Origin of the sequence: Streptomyces sp. NPDC101234 (assembly GCF_044767525.1) — a bacterium.
GTDB lineage: Bacteria > Actinomycetota > Actinomycetes > Streptomycetales > Streptomycetaceae > Streptomyces > Streptomyces sasae.
Genome location: NZ_JBIWOA010000018.1, coordinates 73,920 through 91,481, shown reverse-complemented (window position 1 = coordinate 91,481; position 17,562 = coordinate 73,920). Strand labels below are relative to the sequence as shown.

Below are 17,562 nucleotides of genomic sequence, written 5' to 3'. Positions count from 1 at the left end.
GGGCCCGTGGTGTTCGGTGTCCGCGGTCAGGTCAGTAGCGGACCTTGCCGTAGTCGACTTCCTGCTCGGGGTAGCTCTCGGCCCGTCGGCCCAGGTCCCGCATCCGCGCCCGCATTTCCTCGGCCGGGAGGTGGTGGAAGGATCCGTGGCCGGGCAGCACCCACTCGAAGGTGAAGGCGTCGGCGCCACGGGTGACGGACGCGGCCAGCGTCTTGATCGAGTCGTAGACGACGCTGTCCGCGACCTCCAGGTCCTTCTCGGAGTGGGACCAGAAGACCGCGTCGCCGGTGAAGCAGAACTTGTCGTCGGCCACGAACACCGTGCTGCCCGCCGTGTGGCCCGGGAAAGGGTGGGCGATGACGCCCGGCCCGATCTCGACCGGCTCCTGGCCCCGGATGACCGCATCGGCGTCGGGGCGGGAGTGCAGGTCGCCCTCGTGGATCCACAGGCGTGCCCCGAACGCGTCGGCGTACTGCCGACCGTGTGCGACATGGTCGAGGTGGGTGAGCAGCACGTCGGTGATCTTGCCGACCTTCTGCTCGTAGCGACGGGCGAGCGAGGGACGCCAGCGCGGGGTGTCGATCATCATGGCGGTGCCGTCGGGGCGGCGCAGCAGGTACGAGGTGGCGCCGTAGGTCTGCGGTGAGGCGTATCCGCACAGCAGCACGATGCCGTCCTCGTCGAGGGGCATCGGGTAGGGGTCGGAGTCCTCGCCCCACTGGTCCTGGGGCGGGTGCACGGACCGGGTCGGGCAGGCGTACGCGGCCTGGTACATCTGCCGTACCTCCTCCTCCGTCTCCGGCTGGCGTACGACGGTGGACACGCCACCGTAGGCGCCGCCCTCCGCGTAGGTGATCATTCCGGGGGCGTACTGGCGGGCGATGTTGCAGTTCAGGCAGCGGTCGTCGACGTGCCAGCCGTCCGGGGTCCCGGTGTCGGTCTGCGTCGGGGTCCCGGTCTCGTTCTCGGTGTTGCTCATGACTCCGCTTTCTCGGTGTGGGGGGTGTTCAGATGGGTGGCGAAGAAGGTCTCGATGCGCCGCCAGGCGTCGGCGGCGGCTTCCGGGTCGGGGCCCATGCCCATCACCCGGAACAGGGGACGCAGCGGGCGGGGGCCGACCTCGGCGTCGTTGAGGAAGGCATGGCCGGCCTGCGGATACTCGTGTACGTCGTGCACGACACCGAGCCGGTCGAGGCTGATGCGCAGCCGGGTGGCCGCGCCCGGTGCCGGACGGGGCCGCGCGCATGGTGGGGACCAGACAGCGCCGTACGCCGCCCTGCGTGAACAGGTCCGGCATCAGGGCGACGTATCCGGCCTGGACCAGGCGTTCGACCTGGCGGAGCATCACGTCGTCGACGCCGAGTGCCTCGTGGACGACGACCACTCCGGGCCGGGGGGCCCGGGTCGGCGGGGGCGGGCGAGGTGCCCGTTCAGCCGTCGGGAGCCGCCGGCCGGAGCGCTGAGGTGGCTCAAGTCGACTTGTTCGACAAGAGGCATGGACTTCTCCGGAGCTCCGGGGACGGGGTCACAGGTCGAGGACGAGACGGGGGCCCCGGGCGCGGGAGACGCAGATCATCATCGTCTCGCCGGTCGCCCGGTCCGCAGGGCTCAGGACGGAGTCCCGGTGATCCGGTTCGCCCTCCAGCACCCCCGTCTCACAGGTGCCGCAGATACCCTCGGCGCACGAGAACGGGGCGGCGATCCCCGCCGCCCGCACGGCCGACAACACGGTGTGCTCCGGGGGGACTTGGACGGTGACGCCGGAGCCGGCGCAGACGACCTCGAAGGCGATGCCCGCGCCTTGCGTCTCCTGCGCCTCCTGTGCCTTTGCCGTGAACCGCTCCGTCCGCAGCGCCCCGGCGGGCCAGGCGCGGCACCGCTCCTCGACGGCGGCGAGCAGGGGCTCGGGGCCGCAGCAGTACACGAGGGTGTCGTCGTCGACCTCGCCGAGGTGGGTGTCGAGGTCGAGGAGCCCATACTCGTCCTGCGGATGGAGCGTCACCTTAGGTCCGTACACGGCCAGTTGACCGGTGAACGCCATCGAGGCGCCGCTTCGTCCGCCGTACAGCAGATGCCACTGCGTGCCCGCGGTCTCCGCCGCGGCGATCATCGGCAGCAGCGGTGTGATGCCGATGCCACCGGCCACGAACAGGTACCGACGCGCCGGGTGCAGCGGGAAGTTGTTCCGGGGCCCGCGTACGGCGACCCGTACACCGGGGTGGAGCTTGTCGTGGACGCAGGCCGAGCCGCCCCGGCTGTCCGGGGTACGCAGCACGGCGATGCGCCAGTCCGTGCGGTCGGCGGGGTCGCCGCACAGGGAGTAGGTGCGGGTGAGGCCGTTGCCGAGCAGCAGCTCGACGTGTGCTCCCGGCTGCCAGTCCGGCAGCGCCTCACCGTCGGGGTGACGGAGCGTCAGGGAAATTGTTTCGTCGGCTGCTTGGGCCCTTTCCGCGACGACGAGGGACTGCTCGTACGAAGTGGGGGGTGCGCTCAAGGAGGAAGCCCGCTTTCACAGAAAACTGTGCGTCACGCGGGTCGTCGGCAGCTGGAACCGAGGCACGGACGTGACGCAGAACGGTCAGGTCGTGGAGCGTGCGACGGAAGGCAAGGCGACGGACGACGTTTCCGATCTGAACCCTAGCGCGCACAGGGCCTGTGGGTTGCCGAATCGTTACCTGCCAGGGCGTGCGAGCGTCGTGTTCCGGCCACGCCTTCCTCGGCGGCGAGGTCGTACTTCGGGGGCAGCGGGTGAACGTGAGGGTGCCGAAGCCGAGTTGGTCGAAACCTCCGCTGTCGGGTCCGTAGTCGCCACCACCGCCCTCGGGGGCGAGCCTCTCGGCCATGGCCGTGCAGTACGGCGCGGGCAGACGCCGACGGTTCACGTAGTGGTTCACGATCATCGCCCAGACCGGGCGCTCCACACCACGGCTGCCGGCGGAGACGGTGGTGAAGGTCTTCGAGCCCGACCACACCCCGGGCTGACCGTAGTTCCACGTGAAGCGGGTGAACGGCACGTTCTTGCCGAGGTTGTACTTGGCCACGTACTCGGCGCCCTTGAGGAAACGGTGGTCGTCGTATCCGTAGAGGTCGATGCCCTGGTTCCAGGCCATCTCGCACAGGGCGCCCATCAGCCCCACGGAGAGTGTGGTGTGCCCCTGGTCGCGCCCGCTCTCCTGGAACTGGGCGAGCCCGCCGGGCTGGACGTAGGGAATGGCTTGTTCGATGGAGCCGTTGCCGGCGCCGTGCTTGAAGTACTCGACCGCCTGCTCCACCTTCGCCCGGTCGTCGCAGAGGATGCCGATGGCCAGCACGCCGCACATGCTCAGCAGGTCCCAGCTGGCCCAGTAGTTGGTGACCAGGGCGTCGTTGTGCTTCCGGAGGAAGCCGTCACACATCGGGTAGAAGACCCGGAGCATCATGGTCTTGAAGCGTTCCAGGCCGAAGCCGGGGTAACCGCGCATCAGCTCGGCGGCGTTGGCGAACTGGTAACAGTAGACACCTGCCGCGATAAAGCGGTCGGCGTTTCCGTCCACCTTCGTCAGTGTGGCGGACCAGGCATTGAGGATGTCCCGCGCGGCGTCACCGTGCGCCTTCTGCCCGCTGATCCGCCAACGCAACGCGTTCTGATATGCGGCATGGATGTCGTTGTACAACGTGCCGTAGTTCTCCGAATACCCCTCCCCCGGTACACCACGGCCAGCGGACTCGCCTTCCAGCCGCTCTGCGAGTGGGAGTTCGCCACCAGCTTGTTCCACCCCGCCAGGTACGGCTGGACCCCGGCCCTGACCTTCGCGGCCATGCGTTCGAGGTCCGTCTGCCCGTGCAACATCCCGGGATGGGCGAGGCCGTTGCCTGCCGCTGCGGCCGGAGTGGCCACGGAGGCGCCCAGCGCGAGGGTACCGATACCGGCCGCGCCGGCGAGTTTGAACAGGTCACACCGATTCACGCGCTGCTTGCTGTGGTGCTGGCTCACTGGTCTTGTCTCCTGATCATGGACGGTTCCGAACAGGAGGCGGTTCGGGAGGCACGCGATATCAGAAATCGAGAGCGGTCTTGAGAGAAGATCCACCCCAGATGTCGAACGGCGATCAGCGGGAACCGGCTTGACCGGCCGACCCGGACACCGTGCACCCGCCTCAGCGGCCGGCGGAGTTCGCGAGAGTCGAGGCCGCCCCGGCCAGCCGGTCGTCGTGGAGATCCGGATACCGCTGCCTGCCGTGCAGCGCTGGGACCCGGCCGACCGGACATGGCGGACGGTCCAGGGCGGCCACCTCCTCCGCACGGGACGCAGTTGTGGCGGCCTGCGCCCCACACGGAGATCACCGTCGCCACCGGTCACTGACGGCGCGGGACGCCGGCCACCGGCCATCTGGCCGGTCGGCGAACTCCGCGTCGGCCGCCGAGGACTGCCAGCTCAACTTCCTTACACGGAAAACCAGTTGGAAAGGGGTGGCTCCCTCGTGACACTGATGGGCCGGACGGTGTCGCCGGACGAGGAGGACTTGCCGGATGAGGATGGCGCGGCTCGGGCGGAGCACGGTCGAGGTGTCGGAACTGGGTTTCGGCGGCGGACCGCTCGGGGGGCTCTTCGCGGCCGTCGACGACGACACCGCCGCGGCGACGCTCACCGCGGCCTGGTCCTCGGGCATCCGCTATTTCGACACGTCCCCGCACTACGGCATCGGGCACTCCGAGCGCCGGACCGGCGAGTTCCTGCGCCGTTTGCCGCGCGCGGAGTTCACCCTGTCGACCAAGGTCGGACGGCTCCTCGCGGAACAGGATGCGGCCGGACGGCGCGACGAGAGCTTCAACGTGCCGGCGACGCACCGACGGGTGTGGGACTTCTCCCGCGAGGGTGTGTTCCGCAGCGTGGAGGACTCTCTGACCCGGATGGGCGCGGACCGGATCGACGTGCTGTTCCTGCACGACGCCGAGAAGCACTTCGACGTGGCGCTGCGCGACGGCTACCCCGCGCTGGCGGAGTTGCGTGCGCAGGGCGTGGTCGGCGCGATCGGGGCCGGCATGTACCACCCCGGCATGCTGACCCGGCTGGTGCGGGAGACCGACGTCGACGTGGTGATGCTCTCCGGCCGCTACACGCTCCTCGACCACAGCGCCGCCGACGATCTGCTGCCCGCATGCGCGGAACGCGGCGTCTCCGTGCTCGCCGCCTCGGTCTTCAACTCGGGTGTGCTGGCCACCGCGCACCCCGCCGAGGGAGCGGCCTTCGACTACGCGCCCGCCCCGCCGGAGGTCCTGCGGCGGGCCCAGGAGATCGCCGCCGTCTGCGAGGCGCACGGCACGACCCTTCCGCAGGCGGCCATGGCCTTCCCGCTGCGGCACCCTGCGGTCGCGGGCATCGTGGTCGGCATGCGCTCGCCCGAGGAGGTACGGCACAACGTCACGTCGTTCCGGGCGGCCGTACCGGAAGGCCTGTGGGCGGATCTTCTGGAGGCCGGCCTGCTCGACGAGCGCGCCGCCTTGCCGGCGTGAGCCCGGTACGCGGCCGGTTGCGGTGGCTTCGAAGAAGGCGAGGTCGATGAGGTGACCGACGAATGCTTCCGGGAACCGCGACTCGCCGCGGTGTACGACGCCCTCGACCCCGACCGCGGCGACCTCGACGCATACGTCCGGCTGGCGGACGGGTTCGGGGCTCGCCGGGTGCTGGACATCGGGTGCGGGACGGGTGTGTTCGCGCTGCTCCTCGCCGGCCGGGGCGTCCAGGTGGTCGGCCTCGACCCCGCGGCCGCGTCGATCGAGGTGGCGCGGGGGAAGCCGGGCGCCGGGCGGGTGCGATGGATCTGCGGTGACGCGACGGCGCTGCCGCCGCTCCGGGTCGACCTCGCGACCATGACGGGGAACGTCGCCCAGGCCATCGTCGATCAAAGGGGCTGGCGGCAGACCCTGCGCGGGGCGCACGCGGCGCTGCGGCCGGGCGGGCGGCTGGTGTTCGAGACGCGGGATCCGGCGCGGCGGGCCTGGGAGGAGTGGGAGCGGGCGGCGTCGTACCGGGTGACGGAGGTCCCGGGGGTCGGGACGGTCGAGAGCTGGGTGCAGGTGACCGAGGTGGCGGAGCCGCTGGTGACGTTCCGGTGGACCTATGTGTTCGCCTCGGACGGGCAGGTGCTGACGTCGGATTCGACGTTGCGGTTCCGGGAGCGCGAGGAGGTCGAGGCGGATCTGCTCGCCGAGGGGTTCGTGATCGACGGTGTTCGCGACGCGCCCGACCGCCCGGGGCGGGAGTTCGTGTTCCTGGCGCGGCGGCCGGGGACGCGGCCGACGAACCGCGCATGGTGAGCCGGACGGAAGAAGAGCTCTGACCCCGTCGGGCCGGGCGGGCGGGCCGCTCCGGACGCCGGTCGTGTCCTCGTACCCTGTCTGACGTGCCTCCCATCCGCCTGCATCGCGTCGCCGTCCTTGTGCTGGAGGGGGCGAAACCCCTCGACGTCGGGATCCCGGCGCAGGTGTTCACGACCCGGGCGAGCATGCCGTACGAGGTACGGGTGTGCGGGGCGGCGCCCGGTCTGGTCACCGGCGGTGACGGGCTGTCGTACCACGTCGCCCATGGTCTGGACGCGCTGGAGTGGGCGGAGATCGTGTTCGTGCCCGGGTACCGGTTCCCGGACCGGGAGGATCCGCCACCTGCCGTCGTCGCCGCGCTGCTCGCCGCCCACGAGCGGGGCGCGCGGCTGGCCGCCATCTCGACGGGGGCGTTCGCGCTCGCCGCGACCGGGCTGCTCGACGGCCGGCGCGCCACCACGCACTGGCACTACACGCGGGCCCTCGCCGAGAAGCATCCGCTCGTCAAGGTCGACGAGAACGTGCTGTTCGTCGACGAGGGCAGTGTGCTGACGTCGGCCGGTGCCGCCTCCGGTATCGACCTGTGTCTGCACATCCTGCGCGGTGATCTCGGGGTGGCCGCGTCCAACCACGCGGCCCGGCGGCTGGTCGCGGCCCCCTACCGCAGCGGGGGTCAGGCGCAGTACGTGCCGCGCAGTGTGCCCGAGCCGCTCGGTGAGCGGTTCGCGGTGACCCGGGAGTGGGCCCTGCACCGGCTCGACGAGCCGCTCACCCTGGACGCGATGGCCCGGCACGCGGGGGTGTCGGCGCGGACGTTCTCGCGGCGCTTCGTCGAGGACACCGGGTACACGCCGATGCAGTGGGTGATGCGCGCCCGGATCGACCTGGCCCGTGAGCTGCTGGAGCGGTCGGAGCGGAGCGTCGAGCAGATCGCCGACGATGTCGGTCTGGGCACCGGGGCGAATCTGCGGCTGCACTTCCAGCGGATTCTCGGTACGACGCCGAGCGACTACCGGCGGACTTTCACGAAGGGGGAGTAGCGGCCGGCCCCGCGGGCCGACGGGCCGACAGGCTGGCGGGATCCTTTCGAACCATGGCGATCTCGCCGCTGTCGGAGGGCGGTGCGGCCCGCGAACCTGGTGGCGTAGCGAAGGGACGCCATTCATGACTCGTATTGCCATCAACGGATTCGGCCGCATCGGACGCAATGTGCTGCGCGCACTGCTGGAGCGGGACAGCGGCCTGGAGGTCGTCGCCGTCAACGACCTCACGGAGCCCACCGCGCTCGCGCGGCTGCTGGCCTTCGACTCGACGTCGGGCCGCCTCGGGCGTCCGGTGAGCGTCGACGGAGACGTCCTCGTCGTCGACGGCCGGCGTATCAAGGTGCTCGCCGAGCGCGAGCCGGCCCAGCTGCCGTGGGCCGAGCTCGGCGTGGACATCGTGCTGGAGTCGACCGGCCGCTTCACGTCGGCGAAGGCCGCCCGGGTCCACCTGGACGCGGGTGCGAAGAAGGTGCTGGTCAGTGCGCCGTCGGACGGTGCCGACGTCACGCTCGCGTACGGCGTGAACACCGACGCCTACGACCCGGATGTGCACACGGTCGTGTCCAACGCCTCGTGCACGACGAACGCGCTCGCCCCGCTCGCCGTGGTCCTGGACGAACTCGCCGGTATCGAGCACGGGTTCATGACGACGGTGCACGCGTACACACAGGAGCAGAACCTGCAGGACGGCCCGCACCGCGACCCGCGCCGCGCCCGTGCCGCCGGTGTCAACATCGTGCCGACCACGACGGGCGCCGCCAAGGCGATCGGCCTGGTGCTGCCGAACCTCGAGGGCAAGCTGTCGGGTGACTCGATCCGGGTGCCGGTGCCGGTCGGCTCGATCGTCGAGCTCAACACGACGGTGTCCCGTGACGTGACGCGTGACGAGGTGCTGGCGGCGTACCGCACCGCGGCCGAGGGGCCGCTCGCGGGTGTCCTCGAGTACTCGGACGACCCGCTGGTGTCCTCGGACATCACGGGCAACCCGGCCTCGTCGATCTTCGACTCGGCCCTCACCCGGGTCGACGGCCGCCATGTCAAGGTCGTCGCCTGGTACGACAACGAGTGGGGCTTCTCGAACCGGGTCATCGACACGCTCGAACTGCTCGCGCGCTAGCGGGCGGAGCGGTAGCTCGTCGATCTGGGCATGGTGGGGGCTGGGGCGCGTGCGTTGAGCGTGGCTGAGTACCGGGTCACCGGGTTGTCGCCGAGGGTGAACGCTGAACTCGTCGCTGGGGCAGGGCCGTTGTGACACGAACAGCGTCAGGCACGCCTGACGGCCCGGCCGCGGCGACGGGCTGCAACCCTCACCCGCGCCATCGGCGAGGTGCGGCCCCAGCTCGCCCAGGGGGCTGCACCGTCGCGCCGGACGTCCGGCTGCGCACGCTCGCCGAAGTCATCGACCACCTGGGCGTCGGCGGTCGGACCGGGATCATCGACGGCACGGAGATCCGTGTGCAGCGCAGCAGCGCTACCAGGCCGGCCATGAACGGGCCGAAAGCGGGACCCGCCATGGTGCAGGTGCGCGCGGTCGGCCCCGGCGGTGCCCGGACGGCAACCGGCTTCAGCAGGTGAACAGCTCGGGGTTCTCGCGGACGAAGTCGGCTACTCCTGCAGCGGACCGCCCGGTGACCTCTGCCATACCGTCTGCCTCTCGGTCATAGCGGCCGGCCGCGTGCAGGCGAGCCATGGTGGAGATGTGCTGGAGGACATGGTCCGGTAGTCCCAGCGCCCCGAGGTCGTTGTCGAGCCATTCCTGCAACGGGACGTCGGTGTAGCCGACCGTGCGGTGCAGGGCACCGGAAATCTCCGCGGCCAGAGCGGCAATGTCCTGCGATCGGGGACCGGTCAGCTCATAGGTCCGGCCGATGTGCCCGGCCGGATCGGCCAGAATCTCCTCGACAACCGCGGCAACGTCAGCGGCCGCGATCGGGGAGGTCTTCGCCTTGCCGAAGGGCCACCTGATGGTGCCGTCCTTGGCGATCGAGGAAAACACGGGCCAGAAGATCGGGTTCTCCATGAAGACGGTGGGCCTGACCTCGACCACGGGCAGGCCCGACCAGCCGAGAACCTGCTCGACCAGCCACTGCTGGCGATGCTGATGAGACTCGGAGCCGCTGGTGGCGTCCATCTCGGAGACGGTCAGCTGCGACATGTTCACGAACGCCTCCAGCCCTCCGTAGGCACGCGCGACCGTCGCCGTCGTCACGGCGGCCAGCAGATACTGCGCCGATACGGCCATGCCGAAATACATCCGACCGCAGCCGTCGAGGGCGTCGGCGACATCACGGGCACGCGTCAGATCCCCGACCACGACTTCGGCACCCGTCGCGCGCAGCGCCTGGGCACGGTCGTCATCCCGGTGCACCAGAGCACGGACCTGGAGCCCCCGGCGCCGTAGACCTTGGACCACGGTCCTGCCGACGGCCCCGACGCTGCCCGCGGCACCGGTCACCAGAACGGGCCGCATACCTGCTTCCGGGCTGTAACTCATGGCGGCAGCCTGCGGCCCGCAGGACCTGGGCGCAACCGGTGGACGTCCAGCCATCCGCGGCAGCGATGCAGCCAGCGACTTGGAACGCAGCTCACAGCCTGACGCCAAAGGTGTCACCCAAATACAATTGATCGCACTATGCCCGCTATTGCTGGCAAAAGAGAGGTTCGGCCATGGAAGGCATTGCCGACATGGGAGGAGCCCCTGGCTGGGGCTCCATGCATCCGCCGAGACGGGATGAACCTGTTTTCGCAGAGTCCTGGGAGAGTCGGGCGTTCGCGCTCGCGATCCTCTCGAACCGGGTGTCCGGTGGAAACCTGGACTCCTTCAGGCATGCGCTGGAGCGCTTGGACCGAGAGCACTACATCGACGACGGCTACTACGGGCGCTGGCTCAACGCCGGAGAGCTGAGGCTCCTCGACAGCGCCATCCTGGCACCTGGTGCGGTCGACGCGCGCGCCCGTAACCTCCGCGGCGAGCACGTGGCGGAGCCCCCGATCCCGGAGCCGGCCAGGCCCGACTACGCGCCGACCGCCGAGGGCACGCTGCGCTCCCTCGACACCGCGCCCGCCTTCGCCGTCGGCGAGCGCGTGCGCGCCAAGGACATGTCGCCGTCCGGACACACCAGACTGCCGCGCTATGTGCGAGGGCATGTCGGTGTCGTCGACATCGTTCAGCCCGCCGGCGTGCTGCCGGACACCAATGCGCACTTCCTGGGCGAGAACCCGCAGTACGTCTACTCGGTGCGCTTCGACTCACATGACGTGTGGGGCACCGACGCCGAGCCGTTCGAACTCACCGTAGAAATGTTCGAGAGCTACCTGGAGGCCGTCTCATGACCAGCGCCGCCGGATCGGCCGAGCGCCTTCCCCCGGCCCTGCGCACCGAGGCGCTCGAGCAGTTGCTCACCGAGCGGGGCCTGATCGACCCGAAGGCGATGGACGGGCTCATCACCACCTATGAGACCACCATCGGACCGCTCAACGGCGCGAAGGTCGTCGCGAGGGCCTGGACGGACCCCGAGTACCGTCGGCGACTGCTCGAGGACGGCACGGCCGCCATCGGGGAACTGGGCTTCGGAGGGTTCCAGGGCGAGCACATCGTCGTGGTGGAGAACACCCCCACCACGCACAACGTGGTGGTCTGCACCCTGTGCTCGTGCTACCCCTGGCCGGTGCTCGGCCTCCCGCCGAGCTGGTACAAGGATCCCGCCTACCGCGCCCGGGTGGTGAAGGAACCACGCGCGGTGCTGTCCGAGATGGGACTCGAGCTGGCCCACGATGTACGGATCACCGTCCGCGACTCCACCAGCGAGGTGCGCTGGCTGGTGCTGCCCGAGCGGCCGTCCGGCACCGAGCACCTGACCGAGGAGGAACTCGTGGCGCTGGTGACGAGGGACGCGATGGTCGGCGTGGCCAAGGTGGCGGCACCATGAGCGCGCCCCTGGACATCGAGGGCCCCGCCGCACCGCCCCGCTCCAACGGCGAGCTGGTGTTCGCCGAGCCGTGGGAGAGCCGCGCCTTCGGGATGGCCGTCACCCTGTACGACGCGGGAGCGTTCACCTGGCCGGAGTTCCAGGCCGTGCTGATCGCCCGGATCGCCGCCTGGGAAGCCTCGGCGGAGCGGGACGAACCGTACAACTACTACAGCCTCTGGCTTGCCGCCCTGGAGGATGTGCTCACGGGCATGTGCGCCGTGTCCACGGACGAGGTCACCACACGCGCCCAGGCCCTGGCCCGACGCCCCCTGGGCCACGACCACCCGCACTGATCCGCGGCGGATTCCCGGTGAGTGTGCAGGTGGTTCCGACGCTGGTCTGCACCCATGCGTCCGGGAGGGCTGCGGCGAGGGTGTGCTGGGCGCGCCAGCCGGTGCAGTGACCGGGGACGATCAGCTCGGGTGCGAGTTCGGTGAGCGCGGCCACCGTCGGGCCGATGACCGGTTCGAAGGCGGGGCCGCTCAGGTGGAAGCCGCCGATGAGGGCCAGCAGTCTGCTGACGCCGGTCAGCCTCATGGCGTGCCGGATGATGTTGACCACTCCGGCGTGGCCGCACCCGGTGATGATGACGAGTCCCCGGCCGCGCACGTCGATGACGAGTGCCTGGTCGTCGATGACGGCGGGGTCGTGTCGCCAGCCGTTTCCGTCCCACGCCTGGTGTGCCTGCGGCATGCCGTGCTCGAACTCGGTGACGCGGTCCACTTCGCCGGTGATCAGGATGCCGCCGGCCAGCAATGACGGCTGCCGCCGCTCGATCACCTCGAACCCTTCGCGTTCCAGGGCACCCCGGGACAGCGTGGGCATCTCCAGAGGCCGGCCGGCGGGTAGTGCCAGGCGACGGCGGGTCCAGACCGCGGGGTGGACGGTCAGCGGCAGGCCGGAGCGCCCGCGCAGCCGGGCCAGGCCGTCGAAGCCGCCCGCGTGGTCGAAGTGCCCGTGGCTGAGCACGACGCCCAGCAGGCCGCCGACATCGATGCCAAGACGCTCGGCGTTCACGGCCAGTCCGTCCGGCGACGCGCCGGTGTCGAACAGCAGCGTGCTGCTCGCGTTCCCGCTTCGGACGGTGACCAGGGCGGAGAAGCCGTGCTCGGCACGCAGCCCCGCGAGGGCCTCGCCGTCGGCGAACTGCCGCGCGGCGGTCCGCCCGGCGCCGATCGACGCCCGGGTGACGCCTTCGGCGGAGGGCAGCAGGGCGTCGAAGGTGTTGTCGACCATCGTCGTGACCCTGACCTCGTCGGCCTCGGGCAGCGTCACCGGGTCGACGGCCGGTCCCTGCGCGACACGAGGCGCTGACCAGGCCGCCTCGGCCGCCGAGTGCCCGTGATCGTCGCACCTGTCAGACAGCGCCTCCCCGCCGATACGACCGGCCAGGGAAACAGATCCGTGTACCGGCCCCAGGCCCACGACGGTCGCGCCGACCGGAGCGGCCGCAGGCGCCGCGCGATGTCATGCTTCCACTCGCGCGGGCGGGACGACGATGTCGATGAGCCCGGTGGCCACGTCGTACACGAGCCCTGAGACGAAGACTCCGGCCGGAAGCTTCTGTTTGAGGCTTTCGACGTCGACGCGGACGGCGGCGACCGGGTCGGTGACCGCCTTGGCGTCCAGGTCCCCGGCCGGCACGTCGAAGTAATCGGCCAGCGACTCGGGGAACGCGGCCAGGTCCGTGATCCCGCAGTCGGTGTGCTGCAGGACCGCGTAGTGGACGTCGCCCGGGCGCGGGCCGCCCGTACGGGCCTGCACGACCTTCGCCAGCATCCCCAGCGTCCGGAGTGTCTCGGGGGTGACCCGCCCTCCGACGTTGCGGATCACCGCTGCCTCGCCGAGCTTGAGCCCGAGCACGTCGGACGGGTCGACACGAGGGTCGACGCATCCGATGACCGTCAGACCGCCACTGGGCATGAGCTTGAGGCCGGCGAAAGATCCGCCGCCGGCGAACCCGGCGTTCCGCTCGGCCAGCTCGTCCGCGTCGATCACTGTGACGGCACCCCCTTCTTGCTCCGAGTCCGGACTCCCGGTGACACCGACGACCTCCAGCTGCCGCCAATCCTGGACCGCCGCCGCCTCCCGTGCCACTCGACTCTGCGGCACATCGTGACCACGCAGACCAACGCCTTGCGTGGGCAAATGCATGGCATGGAATTGTGGAATCGCAAAAATCTGCAACGCGATGCCACCGGTGTCGGGCTGCTCCGGCGGAGCGGGGGAACCCGGTTCCGGGTCACCGAGGTGGACGCTCGCCACGAACGGCTGCTGTCCCGAGGCGTTCCCGTTCTCAAGCCGCCGACGACCCAGGCGTGGGGACGCCGTTCGGTGTGGCTTCGTGACCCGGACGGCAACATCGTCAATCTGTACCAGGACGCCTGACATTCATCAGAAGTACGTGAGAATCCCGAAGACACGGCGGAGTTGGGCCATGTCGTGCCGGTCACGGGCCGTCGGCCGGTAGCCCTGATGGAAATACACCTGCTGCTCGGCGGACAGGCAGGGGACGGCCGCTCCGCCGATCCTGCCGGTGACGAAGCACGAGGCGGGGTACCGGAACGGCCGAGCGGGCTCGAACGACGCCTGGACCGCAGCCCCTTCGTCGTCGAAGACCAGCGGGTGCAGATCGATCTCCCGCCCGTCCGGGGCCGTGACCACGAACCGGACGGGCCGCTGGCCCAGGCTCTCCGTGAACCCCACGGCGGCAAGGGCTCCCACCACGGCGTCTTCCTGGTCCAGCCGGTACATCAGATCCAGGTCGCGATGCTCACGGGTCTGCTCACCGACCAGCGCGTCGATCCCCCAGCCACCGCCGACCCAGACATCGGCCTCCGCCCGCCACAGCAGGGCCAGCACGGACAGCACCTCGTCAGCCGTCATCACTCGACGCAGGCTAGAAGCGATCCCACGGGACGGCGAACTCTTTTCCGGCGAGCTCTCGCCGAGCCGTCGACTCCGGTTCGGCGGCTCAGTTGTCGGCCGGCACCACCCTGGTGATCCTGCCCTTCGTGTCGGCCTGCACATAGCCGCTCTGGCCGTACTCGTTACTGAGGTAGACGGAGAACCCGGCGGGCGAGTCGAAAGCAGTGTCCGGAACGTCCAGAGACAGGTAGCGGGTGTCCGCGTTGGGCACGTGGAGCTTCTTCCTGGCCTGGGAGAGCAGGTAGGGGACCTTGTCCCAGGCGAAGTCGTCCAGGCGGACGGGCTTCCAATTGGTGGGCAGACTGCCCGAGATGATGTCCTTCTGCACGCCCTGGCCTGAGCGGTAGGTGTAGTCGTCGTACGCGACCTCGCTGCCCTTGACCATCAGCTCGACCGTGACGTAGTCCGGGTACACCGTGAGGTCGCCGAACCGATTCCGGCCGGTCTTCTTCTCGATCGCCGCGATCGCGGTGCGGATGCCCTGTGGGGTCAACAGGTCGGTCGTGGTTGTGGTCTGTTCCGTGGCCGTGGAAGAGGCCGTGGATCCGGCTGAGGGCGATGACGTCGTCGCCGTCGACCCGGAGCCCGTAGCCCCGGAGGCGTGTGTGCCCGAGTCCGGCAGCTGGGTCCAGACGAGGGCGCCCACGAGGGCCACTCCCGCGGTGGGGAGGACGAACAGCGTCCAGCGGCGACGACCGGCGGTCACCGCAGTGGTGGGGCGGGTGACCTGCGGTGGCGCGGCCGGGGGCTGCAGCGGGAACGACGTGGGAGTCTCGGTCGGCGTCGGCGTCTGCGCCCGGCGCGCCACGTCGGCCAGCATCCGCTCCAGTCGCCGGGCGTCCGGGCGGGCCTGGGGGTCGCGGACGAGAACGCGGGCGAGAACCTCCGTCAGGGGGCCCGCCTGGACCGGCGGCGGTATGTCGTCGGTGAGGACCGCGGCGAGCGTCGCGAGGGTCGTGCCCCGGCGCAGCGGATGGTGGCCCTCGACGGCGACGTACAGCATCATCGCGAGCGACCACAGGTCGGAGGCCGCGCCGCCGTCCTTGCCGGAGACGCGCTCGGGTGCCATGTAGTCGGGGGTGCCGATGACGGAGCCGGTGGCGGTGAGGGCGGTGGCGTCGCGGATGGCGGCGATGCCGAAGTCGGTGAGCACCGGGCGGCCGTCGGGGCGCAGCAGGACGTTGGCCGGTTTCACGTCGCGGTGCTCGATGCCGGCCTCGTGGGCGGCCCGGAGCGCGGCCAGCACTTCCAGGCCGATGCGCGCGGCCTCGGTCGGGTTCATCGGGCCGAGGGCGAGGCGGTCGGCCAGGGAGCCGCCGGTCACGAGTTCCATGACGATCCACGGATAGGTCCCGGGGCCGCCGTCGACGATGTGATGGATCGTCACCACGTTGGGATGGTCGACCCGGGCCAGCGCGCGGGCCTCCCGCAGCACCCGCTCCCGCAGCTGGCGAGCGGCCTCGGGGTCGTACTCGGCGAGACCGGGGTCGGACGGCCGTACCTCCTTGATGGCCACGCTGCGGTGCAGTACCAGGTCGGTGGCCCGCCAGACCATGCCCATGCCGCCGCCACCGAGCCGTGCGACCAGCTCGAACCGTCCGTCGACAACCCGTCTCGCGGGGTTGTCTCTGCCCTCGTCGCTCATGCCCGGGAGCCTAGTTGGCGGCGCTGACAACCTCGCATTCCGCTCAGTAACTGGACCCCAGCGACTGTGTCGTGTAGGCGCACTCGGTGTAGACGTAGCCGTAGCTCAGTTTGGCGGTGTCGGAGCCCGGGGCGGCTGTGGTGTCGTTCTTCGGCTTGTGCACGAAGTACGTGGTGCCCGGGGGGAGGCTGATCGTGCGCTGGGGGTAGTTCCTGCCGCTGTCGCTGCAGGGCTGCCAGCCGGGGGTGATCGAGCTGGCGAACGAGTACGCCTTGCAGCTGCCGCATGCCTTCAGGGTGAAGCTGCCGGTGACCGGGCCGGTGTACAGGACGGTGATGTCGTCGGGGCTGTCGTTCTTGACGGTCACGGAGATGCCGCCGCCGCCCGCGGTGGTGGGCAGCTTCTTGCCGGCGGCCGGGAGGGTCTGGGCGACCTCGGCGCCGATGGCGATCTTCCGGGCGCGGTCGCGGTTCCTGTGGTGCGGGTTGTCGGTGACGAACTGCTGCATGGTCTGCTGGGCCTTGTCGAAGTCGCCGTCCTTGTACTGCTTGACGCCGCACTCGTACTCCCCCGCGTCACCGCTGCTGTCGGCCCGGGCGGCGACCTTGGTCAGACCGTCGGACCCGCCGGCGGCACCGTTAGACAGCTGCAGGATCTGGGTGTTCAGGGTGTGCAACTGCTTGACGGCGGTGCAGGGGTCGTTCCCGGAGACGGCCTTCGCCGCCTTCTTCTCGGCCGTGTCGACGGCGGGGACGACCTTCGCTGCCTGGCCGGAGTCGGGGAAGGTGCTCAGGAGGTCGCCGAACCGGGTGACCCAGTCGTCTCCGCCGCTGGTCAGGCCGTCCGCTCCGCACTCGTAGAGGGAGGTGGCCAGCCGGTCGTCGGGCCAGTGGGTGAGGGTGCCGAGCTGGTCCTTCGGTATGGATTCGGGGACCGTTCGCAGGTATTTCAGGGGTTCGACGGCCGTGCAGTAGTCGTTGTGGCTGTAGGCCGCCGCGACGGTCGTGTAGTAGGTCTTCAGGCGGTCGGGGACCTGGGCTGCGGCGCGGGAGCCGGCGTGGTCGACGGCGAGGTCCCGGTAGACGGCCAGGGCGTCCTGGTAGTCGGACTTGCCGGTGGCGAAGGCCTCCTGGCCGGCCGCGGTGACCCGTTTGTCGGCGCGGTCGAGGCGGTCGAGGAGCGCGCGTTCGACGGCTTCCTTCTGTGCGCTGTCGTACCAGAGCGCACCGCCCACGGGTACGGCGAGGAGGACGACGCCCAGCACGAGGGCGACGGGCTGCTGTCCGGGCCACACCAGGCGGGTGCGCAGGCCGACGGACGCGCCGTGAAAGGCCGCCAGCAGCAGGAGCACGGCGTAGAGGACGAGCGCGGCTCCGGGTACGCCGTCGGCGTCTGCGGGCAGGGCGACGAGCAGCAGGACGACGGTCGCCGCAAGGCACACGGCCATCGGGATCCGTCTTCGGACGAGCAGGTAACCGAGGCCGAGGCCGCTGAGGTTGAGAAGGGCGACGGCGGTGGCGCGCAGGGCGTCCGGCGGGGCGGGCGGCGGAGCCGACGGCATGGGCGGGACGAAGGGACCCGGGTTCGGGAATCCCGGTCCCTGGAAACCCTGGTTCGGACCGTACGCGTCCCCGGACATGGCGGCTCCCCCAATTGCTGCCGAATCCTTATGAAT

At 70.4% G+C, this 17,562-nt stretch carries 18 protein-coding genes; 8 read left to right on the top strand and 10 right to left on the bottom strand.

All coding sequences use genetic code 11. From position 1 onward, the window contains the following. Positions 1 to 31: 31 nt before the first annotated feature. From ACIRR9_RS30235 to ACIRR9_RS30220, 4 genes are all read right to left on the bottom strand, one after another. Positions 32 to 979: a 4Fe-4S domain-containing protein gene (locus ACIRR9_RS30235; protein ID WP_403758480.1), complete on the bottom strand. Its 948-nt coding sequence runs from the start codon at positions 977 to 979 to the stop codon at positions 32 to 34. Then, positions 976 to 1,200, bottom strand: a complete 225-nt coding sequence (locus ACIRR9_RS30230) for a dienelactone hydrolase family protein (protein ID WP_403758477.1) — start codon at positions 1,198 to 1,200, stop codon at positions 976 to 978. Before ACIRR9_RS30230 ends, ACIRR9_RS30235 begins: the two co-directional genes overlap by 4 nt. A gap of 325 nt (positions 1,201 to 1,525) precedes the next feature. Continuing rightward, on the bottom strand, positions 1,526 to 2,494 hold the full coding sequence (locus ACIRR9_RS30225; RefSeq protein ID WP_403758142.1) for a PDR/VanB family oxidoreductase: 969 nt from the start codon (positions 2,492 to 2,494) through the stop codon (positions 1,526 to 1,528). Beyond that, complete coding sequence (locus tag ACIRR9_RS30220) at positions 2,391 to 3,653, bottom strand: alginate lyase family protein (RefSeq protein ID WP_403758139.1); 1,263 nt, start codon at positions 3,651 to 3,653, stop codon at positions 2,391 to 2,393. The genes ACIRR9_RS30225 and ACIRR9_RS30220 overlap by 104 nt, the downstream gene beginning before the upstream one ends. 856 nt (positions 3,654 to 4,509) lie before the next feature. Between ACIRR9_RS30220 and ACIRR9_RS30215 the strand changes: the two genes are divergently transcribed. The 4 genes from ACIRR9_RS30215 (at position 4,510) to gap (ending at position 8,460) form a co-directional block, all read left to right on the top strand. Beyond that, positions 4,510 to 5,493: an aldo/keto reductase gene (locus tag ACIRR9_RS30215; RefSeq protein WP_403758136.1), complete on the top strand. Its 984-nt coding sequence runs from the start codon at positions 4,510 to 4,512 to the stop codon at positions 5,491 to 5,493. Positions 5,494 to 5,544: 51 nt separating this feature from the next. Next, positions 5,545 to 6,297: a class I SAM-dependent methyltransferase gene (locus tag ACIRR9_RS30210; RefSeq protein WP_403758133.1), complete on the top strand. Its 753-nt coding sequence runs from the start codon at positions 5,545 to 5,547 to the stop codon at positions 6,295 to 6,297. Between the two features lie 86 nt (positions 6,298 to 6,383). Further along, positions 6,384 to 7,340, top strand: coding sequence for a GlxA family transcriptional regulator (locus ACIRR9_RS30205; protein WP_403758131.1), 957 nt, complete (start codon positions 6,384 to 6,386; stop codon positions 7,338 to 7,340). 124 nt (positions 7,341 to 7,464) lie between these two features. After that, positions 7,465 to 8,460, top strand: coding sequence for a type I glyceraldehyde-3-phosphate dehydrogenase (gene gap / locus ACIRR9_RS30200; protein WP_403758128.1), 996 nt, complete (start codon positions 7,465 to 7,467; stop codon positions 8,458 to 8,460). Between the two features lie 447 nt (positions 8,461 to 8,907). Here the strand turns inward: gap and ACIRR9_RS30195 are convergent, their stop codons facing one another. Next, entirely contained in the window at positions 8,908 to 9,837 is a 930-nt protein-coding gene (locus ACIRR9_RS30195) for an NAD(P)H-binding protein (RefSeq protein WP_403758125.1), read from the bottom strand. 173 nt (positions 9,838 to 10,010) lie between these two features. Here ACIRR9_RS30195 and nthB point away from each other — a divergent pair, with 173 nt between their 5' ends. From nthB to ACIRR9_RS30180, 3 genes are read left to right on the top strand one after another with little or no spacing between them, the layout of a single operon-like run. Then, entirely contained in the window at positions 10,011 to 10,676 is a 666-nt protein-coding gene (gene nthB / locus ACIRR9_RS30190; RefSeq protein WP_403758122.1) for a nitrile hydratase subunit beta, read from the top strand. Continuing rightward, complete coding sequence (gene nthA, locus ACIRR9_RS30185) at positions 10,673 to 11,272, top strand: nitrile hydratase subunit alpha (protein ID WP_403758119.1); 600 nt, start codon at positions 10,673 to 10,675, stop codon at positions 11,270 to 11,272. Before nthB ends, nthA begins: the two co-directional genes overlap by 4 nt. Then, positions 11,269 to 11,607: a nitrile hydratase accessory protein gene (locus ACIRR9_RS30180; protein ID WP_403758116.1), complete on the top strand. Its 339-nt coding sequence runs from the start codon at positions 11,269 to 11,271 to the stop codon at positions 11,605 to 11,607. Before nthA ends, ACIRR9_RS30180 begins: the two co-directional genes overlap by 4 nt. Here the strand turns inward: ACIRR9_RS30180 and ACIRR9_RS30175 are convergent. Further along, a complete protein-coding gene (locus tag ACIRR9_RS30175) occupies positions 11,549 to 12,589 on the bottom strand; it encodes an MBL fold metallo-hydrolase (protein WP_403758113.1) in 1,041 nt (346 codons plus the stop codon). The genes ACIRR9_RS30180 and ACIRR9_RS30175 overlap by 59 nt on opposite strands. A gap of 192 nt (positions 12,590 to 12,781) precedes the next feature. Continuing rightward, positions 12,782 to 13,426, bottom strand: a complete 645-nt coding sequence (locus tag ACIRR9_RS30170; protein WP_403758110.1) for a carbonic anhydrase — start codon at positions 13,424 to 13,426, stop codon at positions 12,782 to 12,784. A gap of 3 nt (positions 13,427 to 13,429) precedes the next feature. Here ACIRR9_RS30170 and ACIRR9_RS30165 point away from each other — a divergent pair, with 3 nt between their 5' ends. Next, a complete protein-coding gene (locus tag ACIRR9_RS30165; RefSeq protein WP_403758107.1) occupies positions 13,430 to 13,702 on the top strand; it encodes a VOC family protein in 273 nt (90 codons plus the stop codon). A 6-nt stretch (positions 13,703 to 13,708) separates the two neighbouring features. On the opposite strand, the gene ACIRR9_RS30160 is transcribed toward ACIRR9_RS30165, so the two are convergent. The 3 genes from ACIRR9_RS30160 to ACIRR9_RS30150 form a co-directional block, all read right to left on the bottom strand. Beyond that, positions 13,709 to 14,200, bottom strand: coding sequence for a nucleotidyltransferase domain-containing protein (locus ACIRR9_RS30160; protein ID WP_403758104.1), 492 nt, complete (start codon positions 14,198 to 14,200; stop codon positions 13,709 to 13,711). Positions 14,201 to 14,288: 88 nt separating this feature from the next. Continuing rightward, positions 14,289 to 15,887: a serine/threonine-protein kinase gene (locus tag ACIRR9_RS30155; RefSeq protein ID WP_403758101.1), complete on the bottom strand. Its 1,599-nt coding sequence runs from the start codon at positions 15,885 to 15,887 to the stop codon at positions 14,289 to 14,291. A gap of 43 nt (positions 15,888 to 15,930) precedes the next feature. After that, positions 15,931 to 17,526 (bottom strand): hypothetical protein, encoded by a 1,596-nt coding sequence (locus ACIRR9_RS30150; RefSeq protein WP_403758098.1) that lies wholly within the window; start codon positions 17,524 to 17,526, stop codon positions 15,931 to 15,933. Positions 17,527 to 17,562 lie beyond the last annotated feature (36 nt).